Origin of the sequence: Endozoicomonas atrinae (genome assembly GCF_001647025.1) — a bacterium.
Classification (GTDB): Bacteria; Pseudomonadota; Gammaproteobacteria; order Pseudomonadales; family Endozoicomonadaceae; genus Endozoicomonas; species Endozoicomonas atrinae.
This window is the reverse complement of record NZ_LUKQ02000019.1, coordinates 1-18,035: the sequence shown is the minus strand read 5'-3', so window position 1 is coordinate 18,035 and position 18,035 is coordinate 1. Positions and strand designations below refer to the sequence as shown.

Genomic DNA, 18,035 nt, shown 5'->3' with positions numbered 1-18,035 from the left:
AACTACTGCTCTCAATGTGGTTTCTGCAAAACGCCATAGATTACCTGATAGGTCAAAGGCAACCCTTCCGGCTGCCGCACTTGTTCATAAGCCTGCTTCAATGCTTCAAGCTTCCGTCGAGTCAACAGTCCACCTTTATCCGCTAATACGGTGTTTACCCCCAGGGACTTCAAACTGCGTAATAGCGTGATCATACCTGGATAGAAGAGTGTTTCAGTTTTCAGCGAAAAAGCCTGTCGAACCAAGTCACTGCCATTCAAACACTGTTTCTGAATTTCAAAAGAGTCAAAGCGGTTAACCCGACCTGTTTCTCCTGCCAGGCACCATGCTTTATCCAATTCTTTCAGACTGCCTTCAGCCAGGGTAGAAAATACAAAAGTCCCACCAGGCTTTAGCACTCTACTGACCTCGCAAAGCACTTTCTCAAAGCTGCACCATTGAATAGCCAGACTGGAATAAATCAGATCAACTGCATTGGACTGAAATGGGATGGACTCAATGTCACCAGAACACCAGCGAACACGGGGGTGGCTGGTATTTCTCTGGGCAAATTGAAGCATCCCCATGGCCAGATCCATACCGATAACCACGGCATCGTCATATCGTTCCGCCAACGCCGGTGAGTGCAAGCCGGTTCCGGTACCCAAGTCAAGAATGCATTGGGAAGGCTGCAAGCCTTTTGAGTTAAGTTGTTTTGATCTAAGTTGTGCCGGTAATCCAAGCATCGTCCGGGCAGCAACACGCTTTTGCAATATGGCCGCCTGATCATAACTGTCAGCAGCCCGGCTGAAGTTCTCAGCAATGCGCTGCTTTACACGAGTTTCTGCCCCGTCTGTTGTCACACTTCTGGCAGAAGAGACAGGTTGAAGATCTGTTATGACACCTGCAACTTCATTATGAACAAGGATCGAGTTCATGTTGTGACACTCCCTGTCCCACTGGAGAGTCTCCGCACCTCACTGACAACAGGTTCGGGATCATCCATAAAGAAACAATGCCCGCCATCCAGAACCTGCACTCGATGCTTCGGAAAATTTTGTTCTATGGCGTTAGCTGCCCCCGCAGGGACAAGAGCATCCTCTTTACCAAACAGATGTGTCACCGGGCAGCGAATATCACTAAATGCTGAACGAGTATCACTCTTTCCCAATATTTCCAAAAGACTCAACAGAGTGCTGTCTTCAGCCTGATGATCAAGGTCAGCATCAGCCATTAATGCCTGCAGAGCTTTTGACAGTTCTTTCCGTCTTGGACTGCCAGCGCTGCAGAGCAGAACAAACTGCTGCAGTGTCTTTTCACGGGACTGGGACATTCCTTGATAAAAGCTGGTAAACAGCGCCGGATCCATTGCCTGTTTCCAGTCGTCATTCTGCACAAAACAGGCATTAGCCCCCAGGTTAACGACAGCTGCCACATTATTTGGATACCGGCTGGCATACAGTGATGCCAGCATACCGCCAAGCGACCACCCCACCAGTACCGCTGGCTTTTCAAACAGCTGGTGATCCAGATAAGCCAGCAATGAGTTCCAGTCATGGCTTGTTTTGCAGGCTTCCGACTCACGAACCAATCCAGGCAACTCCACAATGGAAACCCTTCGATGGTCGGCATCCAGAGCTTCGGCCAGGGGTTCCATCGCACCGGCAGGCATTGCCCATCCACTGATTAAAACAATCGGGTACTGGCTCATCAGGACAACACTCCTGTCATCGGCAAAGAATCGGTCAACACGGCAGGTTCATCAGAAAAATCTACAGTACCTACCGACTGTGCAGCCATTTTAAGGGCATCCAGGAGGCGGTCGACATGATGCAACTCATGAGATGCGCTGAAGGTAATGCGTAACCGGGAAGATCCTTTCGGTACCGTCGGGGGGCGGATAGCCGTGACCAGGATTCCCTGCTCAGACAACCTTTTGCTCATTTCCATCGCCCGTCTTTCACAACCAATCAGTAACGGCTGTATCGGTGTTTGCGAAGGCATCAGGGGCAAACCCAGCTGCTCACAGCCAAACCTGAAATACTGAATCAGTGATTGCAAATGCTCCCTGCGCCAGTGTTGTTCCTGTAAAAGCAGCAGGCTGGTGCGGGTCGCCGAAGCCACCGCCGGAGGCATGGACGTGGTATAGATATAAGTCCGGGCAAACTGAATCAGTGTCTCGATCAGCGCGTCACTCCCAGCAACAAACGCACCGGAAGTTCCAAACGCTTTACCCAATGTGCCCACCAGCACGGGCAGCTCTTTCTGGCTTAACCCGTAAGCTTCAGCAACTCCACCACCGGTTTCTCCCAGGAAACCAAAGCCATGGGCATCATCCACCATCAGCCAGGCCTGATACTGCTCAGCAAGATCCGACAGTGCCTTTACCGGCGCCACATCGCCATCCATGCTGAACACACCATCGGTGACGATCAGCTTGCGTCGGGCACTGGTTTTCTGCAGTCGATTGTTGAGATTATCGACATCATTATGCAGATAACGCTGAAAACGTGCGCCAGACAGCTGCCCGGCATCCAGCAATGAAGCATGATTCAGGCGATCCTGAAATACCGCATCCTGCTTACCCAGCAAAGCACTGATAATGCCCAGATTGGCCATATAGCCGTTGGAAAAGAGCAAAGCACGCTCTCTGCCGGTAAATTCAGCGAGTTCTTCTTCCAGCTGGTGATGTGCTCTGCTGTGCCCCACCACCAGATGTGAAGCACCACCACCCAATCCATAGTTATCCGTTGCCTGTCGAAAGCTCGCTATGACATCCGGATGGTTTGCCAGCCCAAGGTAGTCATTGCTGCAGAACGCTAGATAGTGCTGGCCATTGATAATGACCTCAGGCCCCTGGGGAGAGTCCAGCGTTTTACGACGGCGATAGAGGCCTGCAGCATAACGAGCCTCAAGATCCTGTTCCAGATTGAAGCTCATCAGCCATGACCAGCCATATTTCGATCAGACTTGCTCGCTTCGGCCATCGCATCGTAATAATGATCATTGCTTTTTTCAGCATCGTACATCGCTTTGATCGGGCATGTTTGTGGCGCCAATAGCTCACCCCAGTCATGGCCTTTATTGATGCCAAGCTTTTCAAACAGCTGTCGATCCTTATTCGCTTCGGGGTTGGCGGTTGTCAGCAGCTTGTCTCCAAGGAAGATTGAGTTGGCACCCGCAAGAAATGCCAGAGCCTGAAGCTCATCACTCATCTGCTCCCGTCCGGCAGACAAGCGAACATTGGATGCCGGCATCATAATTTTGGCCACGGCAATGGTGCGGACAAAATCAATACCTTCCACCGCATCAACGTCTTCCAATGGCGTACCGGCGACTTTCACCAGCATATTGATGGGTACACTCTCCGGATGTTTGGGCATGTTGGCCAGCTGAACCAGCATCCCGGCACGATCGCGCTCGGTTTCACCCAGGCCCACAATACCTCCACTGCAGACATTCATACCCGCTTCCCGGACAAAAGACAGGGTGTTCAAACGGTCAGAGTAAGTACGGGTGGTAATGATGTTGCCATAGAACTCTGGCGAGGTATCAAGGTTGTGGTTGTAGTAGTCCAGTCCTGCCTGAGCCAGCTCCGATGCCTGATCCTCGCTCAGCATGCCCAGAGTCATACAGGACTCAAGGCCCAGTTCTTTTACACCTTTGATCATCTCAATGATGTAGGGCATGTCTTTGGCGGGAGGATTTTTCCAGGCGGCCCCCATACAGAAACGCGTAGCTCCGGATGCCTTGGCCCGTTGAGCTTCCTCCAGCACCTTTTTTACTTCCATCAATTTCTCTTTTTCCAGACCGGTGTTGTAGTGGCCACTCTGGGGGCAATATTTACAGTCCTCTGGACAGGCGCCCGTCTTGATCGACAGCAATGTGCTAACTTGCACCTGGTTTGGATCAAAATGTTCTCTGTGAGCCAGTTGGGCCTGAAAGATAAGATCATTGAACGGCTTTTGGAAAAGCGCTTCTACTTCTGAGAGAGTCCAGTCATGGCGAAGAGGGCTGGAGAAATTTTCTGCTAAAGCTGGGCTGGTACTGGTCATGACATCCTCTGGGGGAGCACTTCACTGAAACACCGGTCACTGGGAGCAAAACCCTTGTTAACGGAGACCTGAGTTTTATTAATTCTTTGAGTTAACAACCATGAAAATGACACTGCCAATAAGTACAACGACATTTTCATAATAAAGATGCGAAAGATGATAACGGAATTACAGTCACCGTCAATCTATGAAATTCTTAAAGGTTTACAACTGGTCTAATTTTAAACAAAAAATACAGATCAAATGCATTCTTTGCCGGGGCTTTACAACGCTTGCCCAACCGCTCTGCCATCTATGTCTGGCAACATGCCCTGCCCCGCAGTGCTTTTGCTCGTGCTGCGGCCTGCCCATTCAAGACAGTGAAACGGGCATTTGTGGCCAGTGTCTGAAGCAACCGCCATTATTTGACCACTGCCTTTCACCATTTCTGTACCATTTTCCTGTCAACCGGATATTACACATGGTGAAATACCAGTCCAGACTGGAACTGATAAAGCCAATGGCGTCATCACTCGCTGAATTGTTGATGGACTATTACCTTGATGATCAGTGGCCAGAAATCATGCTGCCGGTACCACTGCACCGCAAAAGGTTGCGGGAAAGAGGCTATGACCAGACGCTACTGCTGACCAAAGCCCTGAAAAAACAGCTCAACACCCAAGGCCTGAACATTGACCAACAGTTGATCAAAAGAATCATTCACTCAGCGCCTCAGCAAAGCCTGGACGCTACCGCCCGGCAGAAAAACATTCGCAATGCGTTTACTTTGAACCGTAAACCAGAGTGGAAGCACGTTGCCTTAGTCGATGATGTGGTAACCACAGGTGCCACCGTCAGTGAGATAACCCGACTGTTGAAAAAAAGCGGTGTTGAACGCGTGGATATCTGGAGTATTGCCCGAACACCAGAAGCCTGATCATCACTGACCATTATTCATGATGGCCAATCCTGACAGCTCGTGGCTAAGACCAGCAATCAACCGGTCAGTTGCTTTTGACAGCGCATTCACCAGTGCAGTGTAACCGTCAGAGTTCAGGGGCTCCTTGAAGCTGAACGGCTGAGATTTCAACAGCTCTCCCTGACCATCCAGCAAAGACCACTCCCCGGCTACCTCGGCATAACCCTGGTAGCTGCCATTAAATTTTTGAACATTAACCAGCAAGGTTGCCACTTCAGGCGTATTCATCTGAGGAGTGCTTTGTACTAACCAGTAGCGATTTTGCTCCTGTCGTAGCCCAACCAGAAGACGGTTCGATAACTGCGTCGAAATATTCTCTGCCCAAAGATGCTGTTGAGCAACCACCGCCTCAGTCGGTGACGTTTGGTAGACAATACCTTTACTGCCGAGAAGGTTATCCATGCCAACCGGTGCAAGAACAATGATGGGTTTCGACGCCTTATAGTCAGCATTCGCTTTGATTGGTACAGGTTCAAGAAGATAGCTTTTTGTCTGAGGTGCTTTCGCACCGCACCCTGCCAGCAAGGATAGGATAACCGTAACAGCGAGCAATACTTTCATGGGTTGCTTCCTTTGACAGGGATAGGATCAGCCACTCCTTTTGTGCCAAAAATAAGGGCGTCTGGCTGTTCATTTAAGGTTTTCAGTAAGGGATCCAGCTGCCCCAACGCCTGATTGATGCGCAACAGTACTTGTGCAATTTCTGCGTAGTTAGTCGAGTCGGGACTAAACCCTTTCAAAATAGACCTCAGATCGGCCAGGGTTCTATGGGCAGTCTGTGGAAGTTGCTGCGTCTCTTTCTGCGCCAGCAGGCTGTCGACGTCCTTCAGTGTTTTCTGAAGCTGTTGACCCGCCCCATCAAGACGCACAAGACTCTGGTTCAAATAATCAACCGTCTTATCAACAGGCAGTTTTTCCAGCTTGGTAAGAATATGTTCAATTTGATGCTGCAGCAGAACAAACTCACCCTCTATGGTCGGAAATACGTTATAACCATAATACGTTCTGACAGCATCGGGTTTGGAGGCGTGCACTTCATCGGGATAAAAGTCGATATCAATATACAAAGAGCCTGAAAGAAAGTTTGCCGTTTTGAGGGATGCACGAAGGCCATTTTTAAAGGCATCTGCAAAGCTCTGTTCCAGCTGATCAATGGTTTCCCGGGAAGATGCCAGGTGATCAATACGTTCAAGCTCGATATTGACCAGGACAGGAATTTTCATGGTAGCCACCGAGGCCTTTCCGCTCAGCACAAAAGGAACCTGCTTTACCGTGCCGATACGAATGCCACGATACTCAACCGGGGCTCCCGGTGAGAGGCCACGCACAGAATCAGCAAACAACATGGCATAGGGGATCAGCTTCTCATACATATTCGCCCGAACATCCTGGAGATTGTCATAGAGTTCAAACTCAGGCATTTCTCCATTTAACTGCTCCCCTTCCGGGGAGCCCTCAGGAACCGCAAAAGTGACTCCACCGGAAATCAACGTTTCCAACGAAGCAAAGTCGATACTGAATCCCTGGGCGTTCAGATTAATGTCCATACCCGAGTTGAGCCAGAACCGACTGCGGGTTCGAAGCAGACCACTGTATGGCTGGAAGATAAACAGCTGATAGGTAGCCCGGTGTTTATCCACATCAAATCCGGTTTTCTCAACCCGCCCCACCACATAACCTTCAAACATGACTGGATCACCGATGGCCAGTTTTCCCGCCTCACTGGCAACCAGTATCACCCGGGTTCCCTTGATGTCAGGCCCTGCAATGGGAGGGGCACTGAGCATGACAAAATCAGATCGCTTCTCTTTTGAATCACCGGGTTCCAGCTCTATATAAGGGCCTGAAAGCAGGGTTTCCAAACCGGTCACACCTTCAGTGCCAATGCGTGGCTTCACCAGCCAGAACTCGCTGTCTTTACGCAACATGCGATCGGTACCACTGTCCATTCGAACCGTCAGGTCAATCTGACTGTAGTCTTTACTCAATTTGACGGCAGTCACCATACCCACTTTGACACTGCGCACTTTAACCAGTGTTTTGTCTGGCACCACTCCCTCGGCAGTCTGTACGGTTAAATGGATCTCAGGTCCCTGCTGACTCATGTACTGATAGACCATCCAGCCGGCCACAATCAACGACACAATCGGGATGATCCAGACTGGAGAAAAATGCCGGTCCGGGGATACCGTTGCTGTTGGTTTTTGTTCGTCCATTAAAGCTCTGCCTTTTGGTCAAACCTCAGGCAGCCCTTGGAGGTCATATGTCCATTGTCTTGAGTGCAGGGAATGTTTTCCCAGAGAATTCGTGGATCGAAAAATCGTGTGGAGAGCAGGGTAAAGATCACCACCAGGGCAAAATAAAAGACCGCTCTGCCAGGCGTAACACGCATAAGCTCACCAAATTGAACCAGCGCTGCAAGGATCGCGACAACGAAGACATCAATCATCGACCAACGCCCAATAACCTCAATAAACCGATAGAGTTTTAGTCTCTCAAGAACCACCTTCGAGACCTCTTCTTCCCGCCTGCGCTGGGACCAGAGCAGGTGGATCAGAATCAGCATCTTGGTCAGTGGCAGAATAATACTGGCGGTCAGAATCACCAGCGCAACCGGATAAGAACCCAGCTTCCAGAGTAATATCACGCCATCCATGATGGTGGAGCCGTCCGAGTCACCAAAACTGGTGGTGTACATCATGGGGTACAGATTTGCCGGAAAGTAAAAGATCAATGACGTCATCAGTACCGCTGTCGTAAGCCTGATACTTTGACCGGGGTTGTATGGGTACAGTCGAAAATGGCAGCGCTGACAGTGCGGAACTTTATCAACGTTGCCATCTGTGGCGGGATTAATCTGGCCACACAAATGGCAAACCAGATGATTACCGGTCAGGTGACTGTCTCCGGGCTGAACATCTGCCGTACTGATCGGTGAAAAAAGATAAGTGCAAAGCCAGTGCCTGTCTGCCATGCGGGAGCATTTAACCACCAGCAGGGCAAAAACAAAGTAAGTCCAGAAAGCAATACCAATGCTGATATCGGACAGGGACGCCATTTTAATAATGCTGACCAGGGCGCCTATAAAGAAAATATCCACCAGCAACCAGGGTTCCACACAAAACACAAAACGAAAAAGCCGTTTAACCCACGTGGAATCACCAAGGTACTGTTGCGATGTTGCTGAGTACCAGGCCATGGCAAACAGAATCATCAACCCCATCAAGTAGAATGCAGGCAGAAAAATGATAGTCAGCAGCAATAATGAGGCCAGTGCAGCCTTATTGAAGTAGAAGAATACAATCAATACATCAATCAGTGCGACCTGCTGTGATATTCCCTCAACATCTATCGCCATAAAGGGAAAGAAACAGCTGACTCCCTGCAGTATCAATGCTGCCAGGCCATAGGCAAATACTTTGCTGTGGCAGCCTTTGATTCGTGTAACGAGCGAGTTACCACAGCGCGGGCATGATGCGACCTGATCTTCAAGTAAACTGGGTACTCGAGAAACCATGCCACATTCCTGACAGGCTGCAAGCAATGGGGAGTCGGAAGGCATACCTGATAACTGCTGGAGATATTGCTATGAAATTATAGAGTCCAACTCAGTTTCTGCATGTCTGGACTATTTTGAGGATTGATTGAGTCTTTTAGGCTCTGTTGACATAAGGTTGCAGGCTCAGCTCAAACCAGAGCGTTTGTGGCAAGGCGCAGGAACGCAGGAATACAAACGTCTTTCAAGTTCCTGCAACGACGTCACGGGCGCCCTGGTTTGAGCCCGAGGGCGGGACGCGCAGTCTGGCACGTATAGCCGCCTTCCAGCTTCGTTGGACTGGTTTGATGTAGAACCACTACACCTACACCAGTCCGCCTCGTGGAAGACGGCTATATGTGCCACTGAGCCTAATAAAGATAACTATTTTCAAACTCTTCGATCTCTTGAGTCATTAATCGAAGCGTTTTTGAAAAAATTTCTACTCCCCGGTGTCTGGATAACCCGGGATAAATCTGCAGATGATAACGGCAGGGATTCCGTATCTGAGCCGGTTGTAACTGGATCAGTTGCCCTTTCCTGATAGCATCCATCACCAGGGAAGTTCTTCCCATAGCGACACCATGACCAAGTTCTGCCAGCTGCAACGTAATATTGGACTGACTGTACTTTTGGACATGGCTTTTTGTCAGGTCAACACCCTGAGAGTCTGCCCAGTATGACCAGATATCAGGATGCGCCTGCCTTGCGGAGCTTATGTCGTATAACAGTGTCAACTCTGGCAGCCTATTGATAAACCGGCTGGCATCGTCCTTGTTACCATTCAAACCATGTGCCTCTGCAAAAGCCGGGGAGCAGACAGGAAAAATAGATTCACTGAACAGGCCAGAGTCTGAGCTGTCGGATGAAGATACTGCCTCATGGGTATATACAATTGCCAGATGGGCATGATGGAGAGAGAAGTCCATTGGGTTTGATATGGCATTAACGGATAACCGAACGTCGGGGATGACTTTCTCAAAATTAACCAGCCTGGGAAACAGCCAGCGAATAGCAAATCCCGGCAAAGAAGAAACAATCAATTCATCCTCGCATTGCTTGCTGCGCTCAGCATAAATCACTTCGGTAATTCGAGTTAAGCTCTCATTGACCACATGAAGCAGGGCTCTGCCTGATGGGGTCGGCACAATACGTCGACCTTCCCTCAGGAACACAGCAAAACCAAGCCTGATTTCCAGCGATTTTATGTGCTGGCTGACAGCCCCCTGACTGATATTCAACTCGCCAGCTGCCTTGGTGAAACTGCCAAGCCGGTAACAACTCTCGAAGGTACGCAGGGTTTGCAGAGATGGCAGTGAAAACTTATTCATTAGTTTTTCTAATGGGTTTGTTATTAGAAAGGGATGGGTTCACCGTATTTCTATTTGATAGTCTTCGGCTGCTTACAAAACTGATTGAATTTTATACAGATCAATCAATAAGAATTCTAATGATGCAGTGAGGCTGCCCAGATATAGCCTCCAAGGGAGCTATTTATGAGCAGCACGTCGAAAGAACCAAGTTTTCAACATGCCTTACTGACCTTTGCAGCCATCGTCTCTGTGATTGGGGTAGGACTATTCCATTTGCAGACCAGTCTACACAGCTTAATGCTTATCTGTCTGATTGTTGGGGCAGGGAGCGCATTAATTCTTGGTTACAGCTACAAAGATATTCATCAGGCCATGAATAACGGCATAAAAACAGCATTGTCAGCCATTTATATCTTTATTCTGATCGGTGTTGTTATTGCCGCTTTCATTGAAAGCGGCACTCTGGCGACATTGGTTTATTACGGAATATCATTCATTGATCCCGTGTTTTTTCTACCCGCAGGCCTGATTCTCTGCAGCCTTATGTCGCTGGCAACCGGAACCAGCTGGGGCACGGTCGGTACAGCCGGCGTTGTTCTGATGAGTATTGGTTCCTGCATGGGGCTACCGTTACCGTTGATCGCAGGCATGGTGATTTCAGGCGCCTGTTTTGGTGACAAGATGTCCCCGGTTTCAGATACCACAAACCTGTCGGCAATGAGTTCAAAAACCAGCCTTTATGCTCATATCAAAAGCATGAGCTATACAACCGGCCCTGTTTACCTCATCTGTCTGGCCATATTCACCTGGCTGGGAATGGGTTACAGCAGTAACACCATGCCAACCCAGCACCTGAACACGTTGATGACCACTCTTGAGAGTCACTTCTCACTGAGCCTTATCACGCTACTGCCACTTCTGGTTATGCTGGTACTTAGCATACGGCAGGTGGCCGCAGAAGTGGCCATGGTTGCAGCAGCGGCAACCGCTGTTCTTTTGGCATTGTTACTGCAGGGAACAGACATCAGTACAGTACTTAACAGCCTGTTCAACGGTGGCAGTGTTCAAACCGGTGTAGAGCAGCTGGACAGCTTACTGAGCCGGGGTGGCATCAATTCCATGATGGGGACACTGTCCCTGTCGTTAATGGCACTGGCCCTGGGTGGCATTCTTGATCGCTTTGGATTTCTCAGGGTATTGATTACCGGTGTCGTCCGACGGGTAAAACGCAGAGCCTCACTGGTAGCAACCACCATTATTTCCGTGTTTTTTGGCAACCTCGCAATGGGGGAAGCCTACATGTCAATCATTCTTGGGGGACAGCTGTTCGGTGACAGTTACGACGCCAGGCAGATTGACCGCTCAGTCATGAGTCGTTCATTGGAAGAAGGAGCCACTCTGACAACGGCACTGATTCCCTGGACAACCGGAGGTGCTTTCTTTGCTGCTACCCTGGGAGTACCTGTTCTCGATTATGCCCCATGGGCCCTGCTGAACTGGATAAACCCTCTGGTCTCCATTGTTTTTGCTTACATGGGAATTGCTTTATTCCGCTGTAAAGAAATTAAAGACAATGCGCCGGCCAGTCAGATAGAAAAATAAAAAATAATTCGCCTGTTCGACGTTATTGAATAGCTATCTCTTAGCTAAATCGCTGAATAACAATAAATGCTTTCACCTCTGAAGAGGCAGGTCGCGTTTGATTTTAAAAATTTCAAGAAAGAATGAATTCGAGAGGGAGAAGTACTCATGAGTAAAAGCGCACTGAATATGTTTGAAGATGTTTTTGCCCAAATGAGGGAGCTGCCGGCAGACCTTCGACAGGACCTTCCTGTTCTTCTGGTAAATCGGAAAGGTGATCATTGCTCTGCTTTTATGCGAACCGAAAATATCATTGGCTATGCGGAGCCTGAAAAAAACTATCGATTAACCTGGCAGGGTTTAGTACCTGAACCTCTGTCAACCGTTTCTGAATCATTAACAACACCTGCCACACCGTCTTTGGTTAATGCGAAAGGAGAGTGGATTAAGGATGTTGATTTGTCCACGAAGGATGCCAACATTCTGGGCGGTATGGGTAGTTTCTTTTTACCCGATGATGAAAAGGAACTGGTTATCCCTGTGGCACCAACCACCCGTGAGCACCTTGCTTTTTATGGCTGCCGGCTGATTAAGGTTGGAGAGGTAGTAAGCTTTGATTCGACCGGTAACTTACCAGTCACTATCACCTCGATTGGTGAGCGCTATGTTGATTCCTATTTAATGGATCAGGATAAGGGAGGAGGAACATACCTGGAGGTTCATGACCGGCCACATTTGCATATGCCATTAAATAAAGATGCCGAAGGTTATTTAATTATTGGCAAACAGACTCAGGAAGGCGACTATTTGATGTCCGCTTTTCAGGTTCCTTTTGGTTATGCCATTGTCATGGCTCCATGGGTTATTCATTCCGATGCTTATCTGGTTGGGCGCTATCTGGTTATCTATTCCGCGACACCTGACTTTTCGACAGTGATTCTGCGTAAGAAAAGCGGAGAGTTGGCACCTATACGTTTTTCAAAGAATGTCAGTTAAAGAGCAGCTGGCCTTATCAGCGGAAGTAAACCAGTTTCAACGGTTCATCTTCAATAAGGCCTTCTTTCAGTAAAGTCAGACAGTCTGGACAGTATACCCACATCCCTTAAGATCAGAATTCCATCCGGTGTCAGTGGCCAGTCTGTACTATTGGTTATAGAATCCCCTCCACAGAACTCAGACTCCTTCGGAGGCCAGCATGAACACGCCTACTCAACATCCATACGACCAGCTGCCCCCTGACCGGGTACTGGACGCCGTTGAGAGCGCAGGATTTCTGAGCGATGCCCGTATTATGGCGCTGAATAGCTATGAGAACCGTGTTTACCAAGTCGGCATTGAGGAAAGTGAACCCCTGATTGCAAAATTCTACCGACCTGAACGCTGGTCAAAGGACCAGATTCAGGAGGAGCATCAGTTCACTCTGGATCTCAAGGCGATGGAGCTACCGGTGGTTGCTCCGATCACGGATAAAGAAGGCAATACGCTGCATGAGTTTGAAGGCTTTCACTTTGCCCTGTTTCCCCGCCAGGGTGGTCATGCGCCTGAACTGGATAACCTCGACAATCTGCTGACGCTTGGCCGCACCCTGGGACGAATGCACAAGCTGGGATCAGCCAGTGACTTCCAGCATCGACCAGCGATCAACCTGCAGCGATATGGGATCGATAATGTTGAGTATCTGCTGGAAAACAACTTTATTCCTTCTTCTCTTCTTGAAGCCTACCAGACCCTGACCCGGGATCTGCTCCATCGTCTGGAGCGCATGAGTCAACAGCATTCGTGGCAATCCATTCGTGTCCATGGTGACTGTCACGGGGGAAATATCCTCTGGCGGAATGATGCCCCTCACTTTGTTGATTTTGACGATACCTGCATGGCTCCGGCAATTCAGGATCTCTGGATGCTCCTGTCCGGAGACCGCAGAGAACAAACCCTGCAAATGGCCGAGATTCTGGAAGGTTACACTGAGTTTATGGATTTCAGCCCTTCAGAGCTGAATCTGGTGGAATACTTCCGCACCCTGCGGTTGCTCAATTACAGTGGCTGGCTGGCAAAGCGCTGGGATGACCCGGCCTTTCCAATGGCGTTTACCTGGTTCAACACCGAACGGTACTGGGCAGAGCATATTCTGGAATTGAGGGAGCAACTGGCAGCTCTGGACGAGCCACCACTTTCGGTCTTTGGACAGGTATAACCACAGAGCACGAAGAAATGCGGTTTTCTTTCTTCGTGCTCTTTGTGTACTTTGTGGTTAAAAAATCAGTCTTCTTCAAACCGGTAAGCATCCGGTGCCAGATTCTCAAATCGGGTGAACTGACCAATAAATGCCAGTCGGCAGGTACCGATGGGGCCATTACGCTGCTTACCGATAATGATTTCAGCAACCCCTTTGTACTCTGTATCCGGGTTATACACCTCATCCCGGTAGATAAACATGATAACGTCTGCATCCTGCTCGATGGCTCCGGATTCACGAAGGTCAGAGTTCACCGGGCGCTTGTTGGGTCGCTGCTCGAGAGATCGGTTCAGCTGAGACAGGGCAATAACAGGGACATTAAATTCCTTGGCAATCGCTTTCAACGATCGGGAAATTTCCGAGATCTCGTTGGTTCTTCCCTCCCCAAAACCGGGAATCTGCATCAACTGAAGGTAGTCGATCATGATCAGGCCAAGATCACCATGCTCCCGGACCACCCGGCGAACCCGTGAGCGCATTTCCGAGGGACTGATACCCGCCGTGTCATCAATAAACAGCTTCTTGTCTTTGATCCGCTCAACCGCTGACAACAGCTTTGGCCAGTCCTCTTCTTCCAGCTGACCACTTCTTACCTTGGACTGGTTGATCCTGCCCAGAGATGACAGCATACGCATCATCAACTGCTCACTCGGCATCTCCAGGCTGAATACCATTACGCCCTTTTCACTGTTCAGCAGAGCGTTTTCCACCAGGTTCATGGCAAACGTAGTTTTACCCATGGAAGGACGGGCAGCAACAATTACCATATCGGAAGGCTGCATACCTGACGTCATTTCATCCAGGTCTTTAAACCCGGTGGTGGTACCGGTAATGGCATTACCGGCATTGAACATCTCATCAATTTTCTTGACGGTGTTCTCAAGAATCTCCCGCACCCCCATCGGGCCACCGGTGTTTGGACGTTCTTCAGCAATATTGAAGACCAGCCGCTCGGCTTCATCCAAAATTGCCTGACTGTCTTTCCCTTCCGGGTTGTAGGCACTGTCCGCGATCTTCTGGCCGGTATTGATCAGCTTGCGCAGAACCGAACGCTCATAAATGATCTCGGCATAGGCTCGAATATTGGCCACACTGGGAACGCTGCCCGCCAGCTCAGCCAGATAAACCAGCCCTCCCACTTCATCCAGCTCACCCCGGTTTTCCAGAATCTCAGCAACCGTCAGAGGGTCAAAAGGCTTGCTCTCATTACTCAGTACGCTGATCGATGCATAGATACGACGATGACCCGGATTATAAAAATCATCCGAGGTCAGCTTATCAACCACCCGATCCCAGGCCTGGTTATCCAGCATCAGCCCCCCCAGAACGGACTGCTCCGCTTCTATGGAGTGGGGCGGTGTTTTAATGGCAACTGTGGCTTCATCAATGGGAAGCTCCAGGTCACGGGGACTCGCATCCAGCATAATGGCAATCTGATAGAAATTAATAACTGGCTGGTCAGTGATACTGACCGGAAAGATGGACAAAAAACACAGATTAAACTGTATGCTTTCAATCACCATCAAGAGCTGTCAATGCAAAAGCCTGCATCAGCTCATGTTATACACTTTACCCCCCTATCCCTCTGTCTTCAAATGGTTAGGAGTACTGACCACCCCGTCATTTCCTTATTTCTCTGTGTTGTTTAGTTTAATCGGAATAATACGTCGATATTCGCAGGTAAGTGCGCACTGACAGACAACAAATTATTCAGAAATCCATGGAGGGTTCGGTTATGTCTCTTGAAACTACCACAATAAGTCAGAACAACCTCAACCATAAGCATATTCAAGCAGATCCCGTTCATAAAGGGTTTATGGAGAGCCTGAACAAGACCGTATCTCCTACGGAAGCCAGACCTTTTTTTAAATCTGTCAGTGACGTCTTATCTTACTATCACCTGGAAGAAGGCGCAGAGCTTGGCTCTGGTACCTATGGATCTGTAAGAAAGCTGACTTCAGCAGAAGAAAAGATGACCTATGTGCTGAAAAAGCCTGTAGAACCATATAAGGCGTTGAGTTCCGGTGAACTCAATGGTCAACTGGTCAGCAATCAACATGTAGCTGAAACGCTGGCAGGCATTGTAAAGAACGTTGATACTGGCGAAGTTGAGGTGCATGCATCAACTTCCAAACTCGTTGAGGAGCCGATGACCTACACTCTCCTGGCGGCTGTCTACGAGTATGTTCCAGGTGAGGACTTGTTCTCATTTCTTAGAAACCTGGATGAAGACCTTACACCACATGAAATAAAAGATATTGCCGCCCAGATCACTGAAGGTATTGCTGCATTTAATGAAATTGGTGGTATTTACAATGATATGAAACTTGAAAACCTGATGCGTGATAAAAATGGTGTGATCAAGCTAATTGATTTTGGAGAAAGTAAAATCCTCAAGAAAGGAAGTAAAATCAAGCAGAAAGAGAAAAGCCTTTCTCCTGGAACACAAGGTTACCAAGCACCGGAAGTCTGTTTGGGTCATGATTACGACCATTCTGCAGATGCATGGAGCCTTGGAGCAACGTTACTTGACTTTATTTGTGGAGACTCACCAGACAACCTTTTCGCTCCTCACTCTAAACAATTAAGCCGGGAAAAGAAAAAGGAAATAGAAGAGGGTAAATCTGAATTAGGGCTCACTGATACCGTACGTCTGACTAAAGAGCTTTCAGAACTTGATGTCGAAGAAAGGAAGACTTTAATCCGGAGCTGGGTTGAGGACGCAGAGCTAAATGCAGATGAACTTGAGGAAGAGATTCAAACGATCTCTGAACTTCTCTGCTTTGACACAACTGAAAGATTGAGTACAGCCGAGGCCTTCGCAAGGCTCAGTAAAAACAGGAAAAGCCTCGATAACCAGAAACAAGACGAGCCAAAGCAACTGCTAATGCATGAACCTACTGAGATGACTGAAGAGTTCGACACTGGCGAACTTGAAGAGATTTCAGCCATACCACAGATTGAAATAGAATTAGAAGCCACTCCTGATTCAACCGTAGATCAGGCAGAGGTTGTCACTACGGTAACGCCAGATACACTGCTGGCAGAAACCAGAAAGTTTGAGAGTCCAAAGAGCTCTACGGCACAACGCCCCGACTTGAAGGTATCAAACGTTCAGGACAGTGATAAAGCTGAGGGTAATCTACAGCTGGCAGTGAATAAGTATGCTCCAGGCCAGGACTTATTCACACTGGGTGATAATCTGGAAGAAAACCTCAGCTCTGATGAAATATACGATATCGTGACCCAGGCCACAGGAGGCATTGCTGAATTTAATGCCCGTGGCAGTATTTACGGTAACGTTCACCCTCAGAATTTCATAAGTAACCAACAGGGTGTATTTGAGCTGAAGCAATCGGGAGCAGGCACCGTTGTATCCTCCAGTGGCTGGCGTGGAGGTATGGGCACACAAGGGTTTCAGGCACCAGAGGTTTGTTTAGGCCATGATTATAACCAGATGGCTGATGCCTGGAGCCATGGAGCAACGATGCTTACCTTCCTGCTGGGTGGTGAAAGCCCAGATTACCTGTTTGCCCCACACTCAAAGCAATTAACTCCTGCCAGGAAAAAGGAAATAGAAGAAGGAGACACATTAACTCTGACGGAAACCGTGAAACTGACAGAAGAGTTTTCAAAAATAACCGTATCTGAGAGGAAAGAATTGATCAGAACCTGGGTTAAAGAGGCAGAACTTGATGCAGAAGAACTTGATGTGCTCATTGATGTCATCTCAGAACTTCTCTGCTTTAACCCTGATGAAAGAATGGATACAAGTAAGGCCTTAGCAACACTGAGTGAAAAAAGGGAAAATCGCTACAAGCCTGAACAGCAAAAATTAAGCAAACCATCACTGCCTGAAGGCACAGAGAAAGCGAAGAGTGATGATGGTGAAGCTCAAAATATCCCTGAGAAAAAAAGCAGGTCTACCCATGCTGAACTAACAGTAATGGCTTATGGATACCCTACCATGAATAAGAGTTGGTGGGATTCCAAAAAACCAGCGTTATTACCCGTTTCTGACGTGAAATCTGACGTGAAATCTGACGTGAAATCTGACGTGAAATCTGACGTGAAATCTGACGTGAAATCTGACGTGAAATCTGACGTGAAATCTGACGTGAAATCTGACGTGAAATCTGACGTGAAATCTGACATGAAAGATTATCCAGCCAGTGTGTTGTTAACAAAGGTAAATATAGGCCCTTCACTAACCGAGGTTTTCAGGATGGATGACCTTTAAAATAATAGGTTATACCAATTCCATTTTTAAATTATGAAATAACAGCCCATGAACGGGAGCATAGACTTTTCAATCGGCCAACTTCAGAAAGTAATTCATTCCATGCCTCACAGCATTTATTGATAATATCTTCATAGT

General features: G+C 48.5%; 14 protein-coding genes. 5 read left to right on the top strand and 9 right to left on the bottom strand.

Going from position 1 to position 18,035, the window contains the following annotated elements:
- Positions 1-11: 11 nt before the first annotated feature.
- From bioC to bioB, 4 genes are read right to left on the bottom strand one after another with little or no spacing between them, the layout of a single operon-like run.
- Positions 12-917, bottom strand: a complete 906-nt coding sequence (gene bioC / locus AK963_RS04425) for a malonyl-ACP O-methyltransferase BioC (RefSeq protein WP_083232456.1) — start codon at positions 915-917, stop codon at positions 12-14.
- Positions 914-1,690, bottom strand: a complete 777-nt coding sequence (locus tag AK963_RS04420) for an alpha/beta fold hydrolase (protein ID WP_066014268.1) — start codon at positions 1,688-1,690, stop codon at positions 914-916. The genes bioC and AK963_RS04420 overlap by 4 nt, the downstream gene beginning before the upstream one ends.
- Positions 1,690-2,919: an 8-amino-7-oxononanoate synthase gene (gene bioF, locus AK963_RS04415; RefSeq protein ID WP_202969718.1), complete on the bottom strand. Its 1,230-nt coding sequence runs from the start codon at positions 2,917-2,919 to the stop codon at positions 1,690-1,692. The genes AK963_RS04420 and bioF overlap by 1 nt, the downstream gene beginning before the upstream one ends.
- On the bottom strand, positions 2,919-4,034 hold the full coding sequence (bioB, locus tag AK963_RS04410; protein WP_066014267.1) for a biotin synthase BioB: 1,116 nt from the start codon (positions 4,032-4,034) through the stop codon (positions 2,919-2,921). The genes bioF and bioB overlap by 1 nt, the downstream gene beginning before the upstream one ends.
- A gap of 460 nt (positions 4,035-4,494) precedes the next feature.
- Here bioB and AK963_RS33105 point away from each other — a divergent pair, with 460 nt between their 5' ends.
- Entirely contained in the window at positions 4,495-4,950 is a 456-nt protein-coding gene (locus AK963_RS33105; RefSeq protein ID WP_175404435.1) for a ComF family protein, read from the top strand.
- Between the two features lie 3 nt (positions 4,951-4,953).
- On the opposite strand, the gene AK963_RS04400 is transcribed toward AK963_RS33105, so the two are convergent.
- The 4 genes from AK963_RS04400 to AK963_RS04385 all read right to left on the bottom strand — a co-directional run bounded on the left by AK963_RS04400 (position 4,954) and on the right by AK963_RS04385 (position 9,858).
- Positions 4,954-5,553, bottom strand: coding sequence for a PqiC family protein (locus AK963_RS04400; RefSeq protein WP_066014265.1), 600 nt, complete (start codon positions 5,551-5,553; stop codon positions 4,954-4,956).
- Complete coding sequence (gene pqiB, locus AK963_RS04395) at positions 5,550-7,208, bottom strand: intermembrane transport protein PqiB (RefSeq protein WP_066014264.1); 1,659 nt, start codon at positions 7,206-7,208, stop codon at positions 5,550-5,552. The genes AK963_RS04400 and pqiB overlap by 4 nt, the downstream gene beginning before the upstream one ends.
- Entirely contained in the window at positions 7,208-8,554 is a 1,347-nt protein-coding gene (locus AK963_RS04390) for a paraquat-inducible protein A (RefSeq protein ID WP_083232455.1), read from the bottom strand. Before AK963_RS04390 ends, pqiB begins: the two co-directional genes overlap by 1 nt.
- Positions 8,555-8,898: 344 nt before the next feature.
- The gene (locus AK963_RS04385) at positions 8,899-9,858 is read right to left on the bottom strand and encodes a LysR family transcriptional regulator (RefSeq protein WP_066014262.1); all 960 of its coding nucleotides are present in this window, start codon (positions 9,856-9,858) and stop codon (positions 8,899-8,901) included.
- Between the two features lie 165 nt (positions 9,859-10,023).
- Here AK963_RS04385 and nhaC point away from each other — a divergent pair, with 165 nt between their 5' ends.
- The 3 genes from nhaC (at position 10,024) to AK963_RS04370 (ending at position 13,615) form a co-directional block, all read left to right on the top strand.
- The gene (gene nhaC / locus AK963_RS04380; protein ID WP_066014261.1) at positions 10,024-11,442 is read left to right on the top strand and encodes a Na+/H+ antiporter NhaC; all 1,419 of its coding nucleotides are present in this window, start codon (positions 10,024-10,026) and stop codon (positions 11,440-11,442) included.
- A 147-nt stretch (positions 11,443-11,589) separates the two neighbouring features.
- On the top strand, positions 11,590-12,417 hold the full coding sequence (locus tag AK963_RS04375; protein ID WP_066014260.1) for a hypothetical protein: 828 nt from the start codon (positions 11,590-11,592) through the stop codon (positions 12,415-12,417).
- A 199-nt stretch (positions 12,418-12,616) separates the two neighbouring features.
- Positions 12,617-13,615 (top strand): serine/threonine protein kinase, encoded by a 999-nt coding sequence (locus AK963_RS04370; protein WP_066014259.1) that lies wholly within the window; start codon positions 12,617-12,619, stop codon positions 13,613-13,615.
- Between the two features lie 65 nt (positions 13,616-13,680).
- Here the strand turns inward: AK963_RS04370 and dnaB are convergent, their stop codons facing one another.
- Positions 13,681-15,081 carry a replicative DNA helicase gene (gene dnaB, locus AK963_RS04365; RefSeq protein WP_066014286.1) on the bottom strand — a complete coding sequence of 467 codons (1,401 nt, stop codon included), beginning with the start codon at positions 15,079-15,081 and terminating at the stop codon, positions 13,681-13,683.
- 311 nt (positions 15,082-15,392) lie between these two features.
- Here dnaB and AK963_RS04360 point away from each other — a divergent pair, with 311 nt between their 5' ends.
- A complete protein-coding gene (locus tag AK963_RS04360) occupies positions 15,393-17,897 on the top strand; it encodes a protein kinase domain-containing protein (RefSeq protein WP_175404434.1) in 2,505 nt (834 codons plus the stop codon).
- The last annotated feature ends 138 nt before the right edge of the window (positions 17,898-18,035 follow it).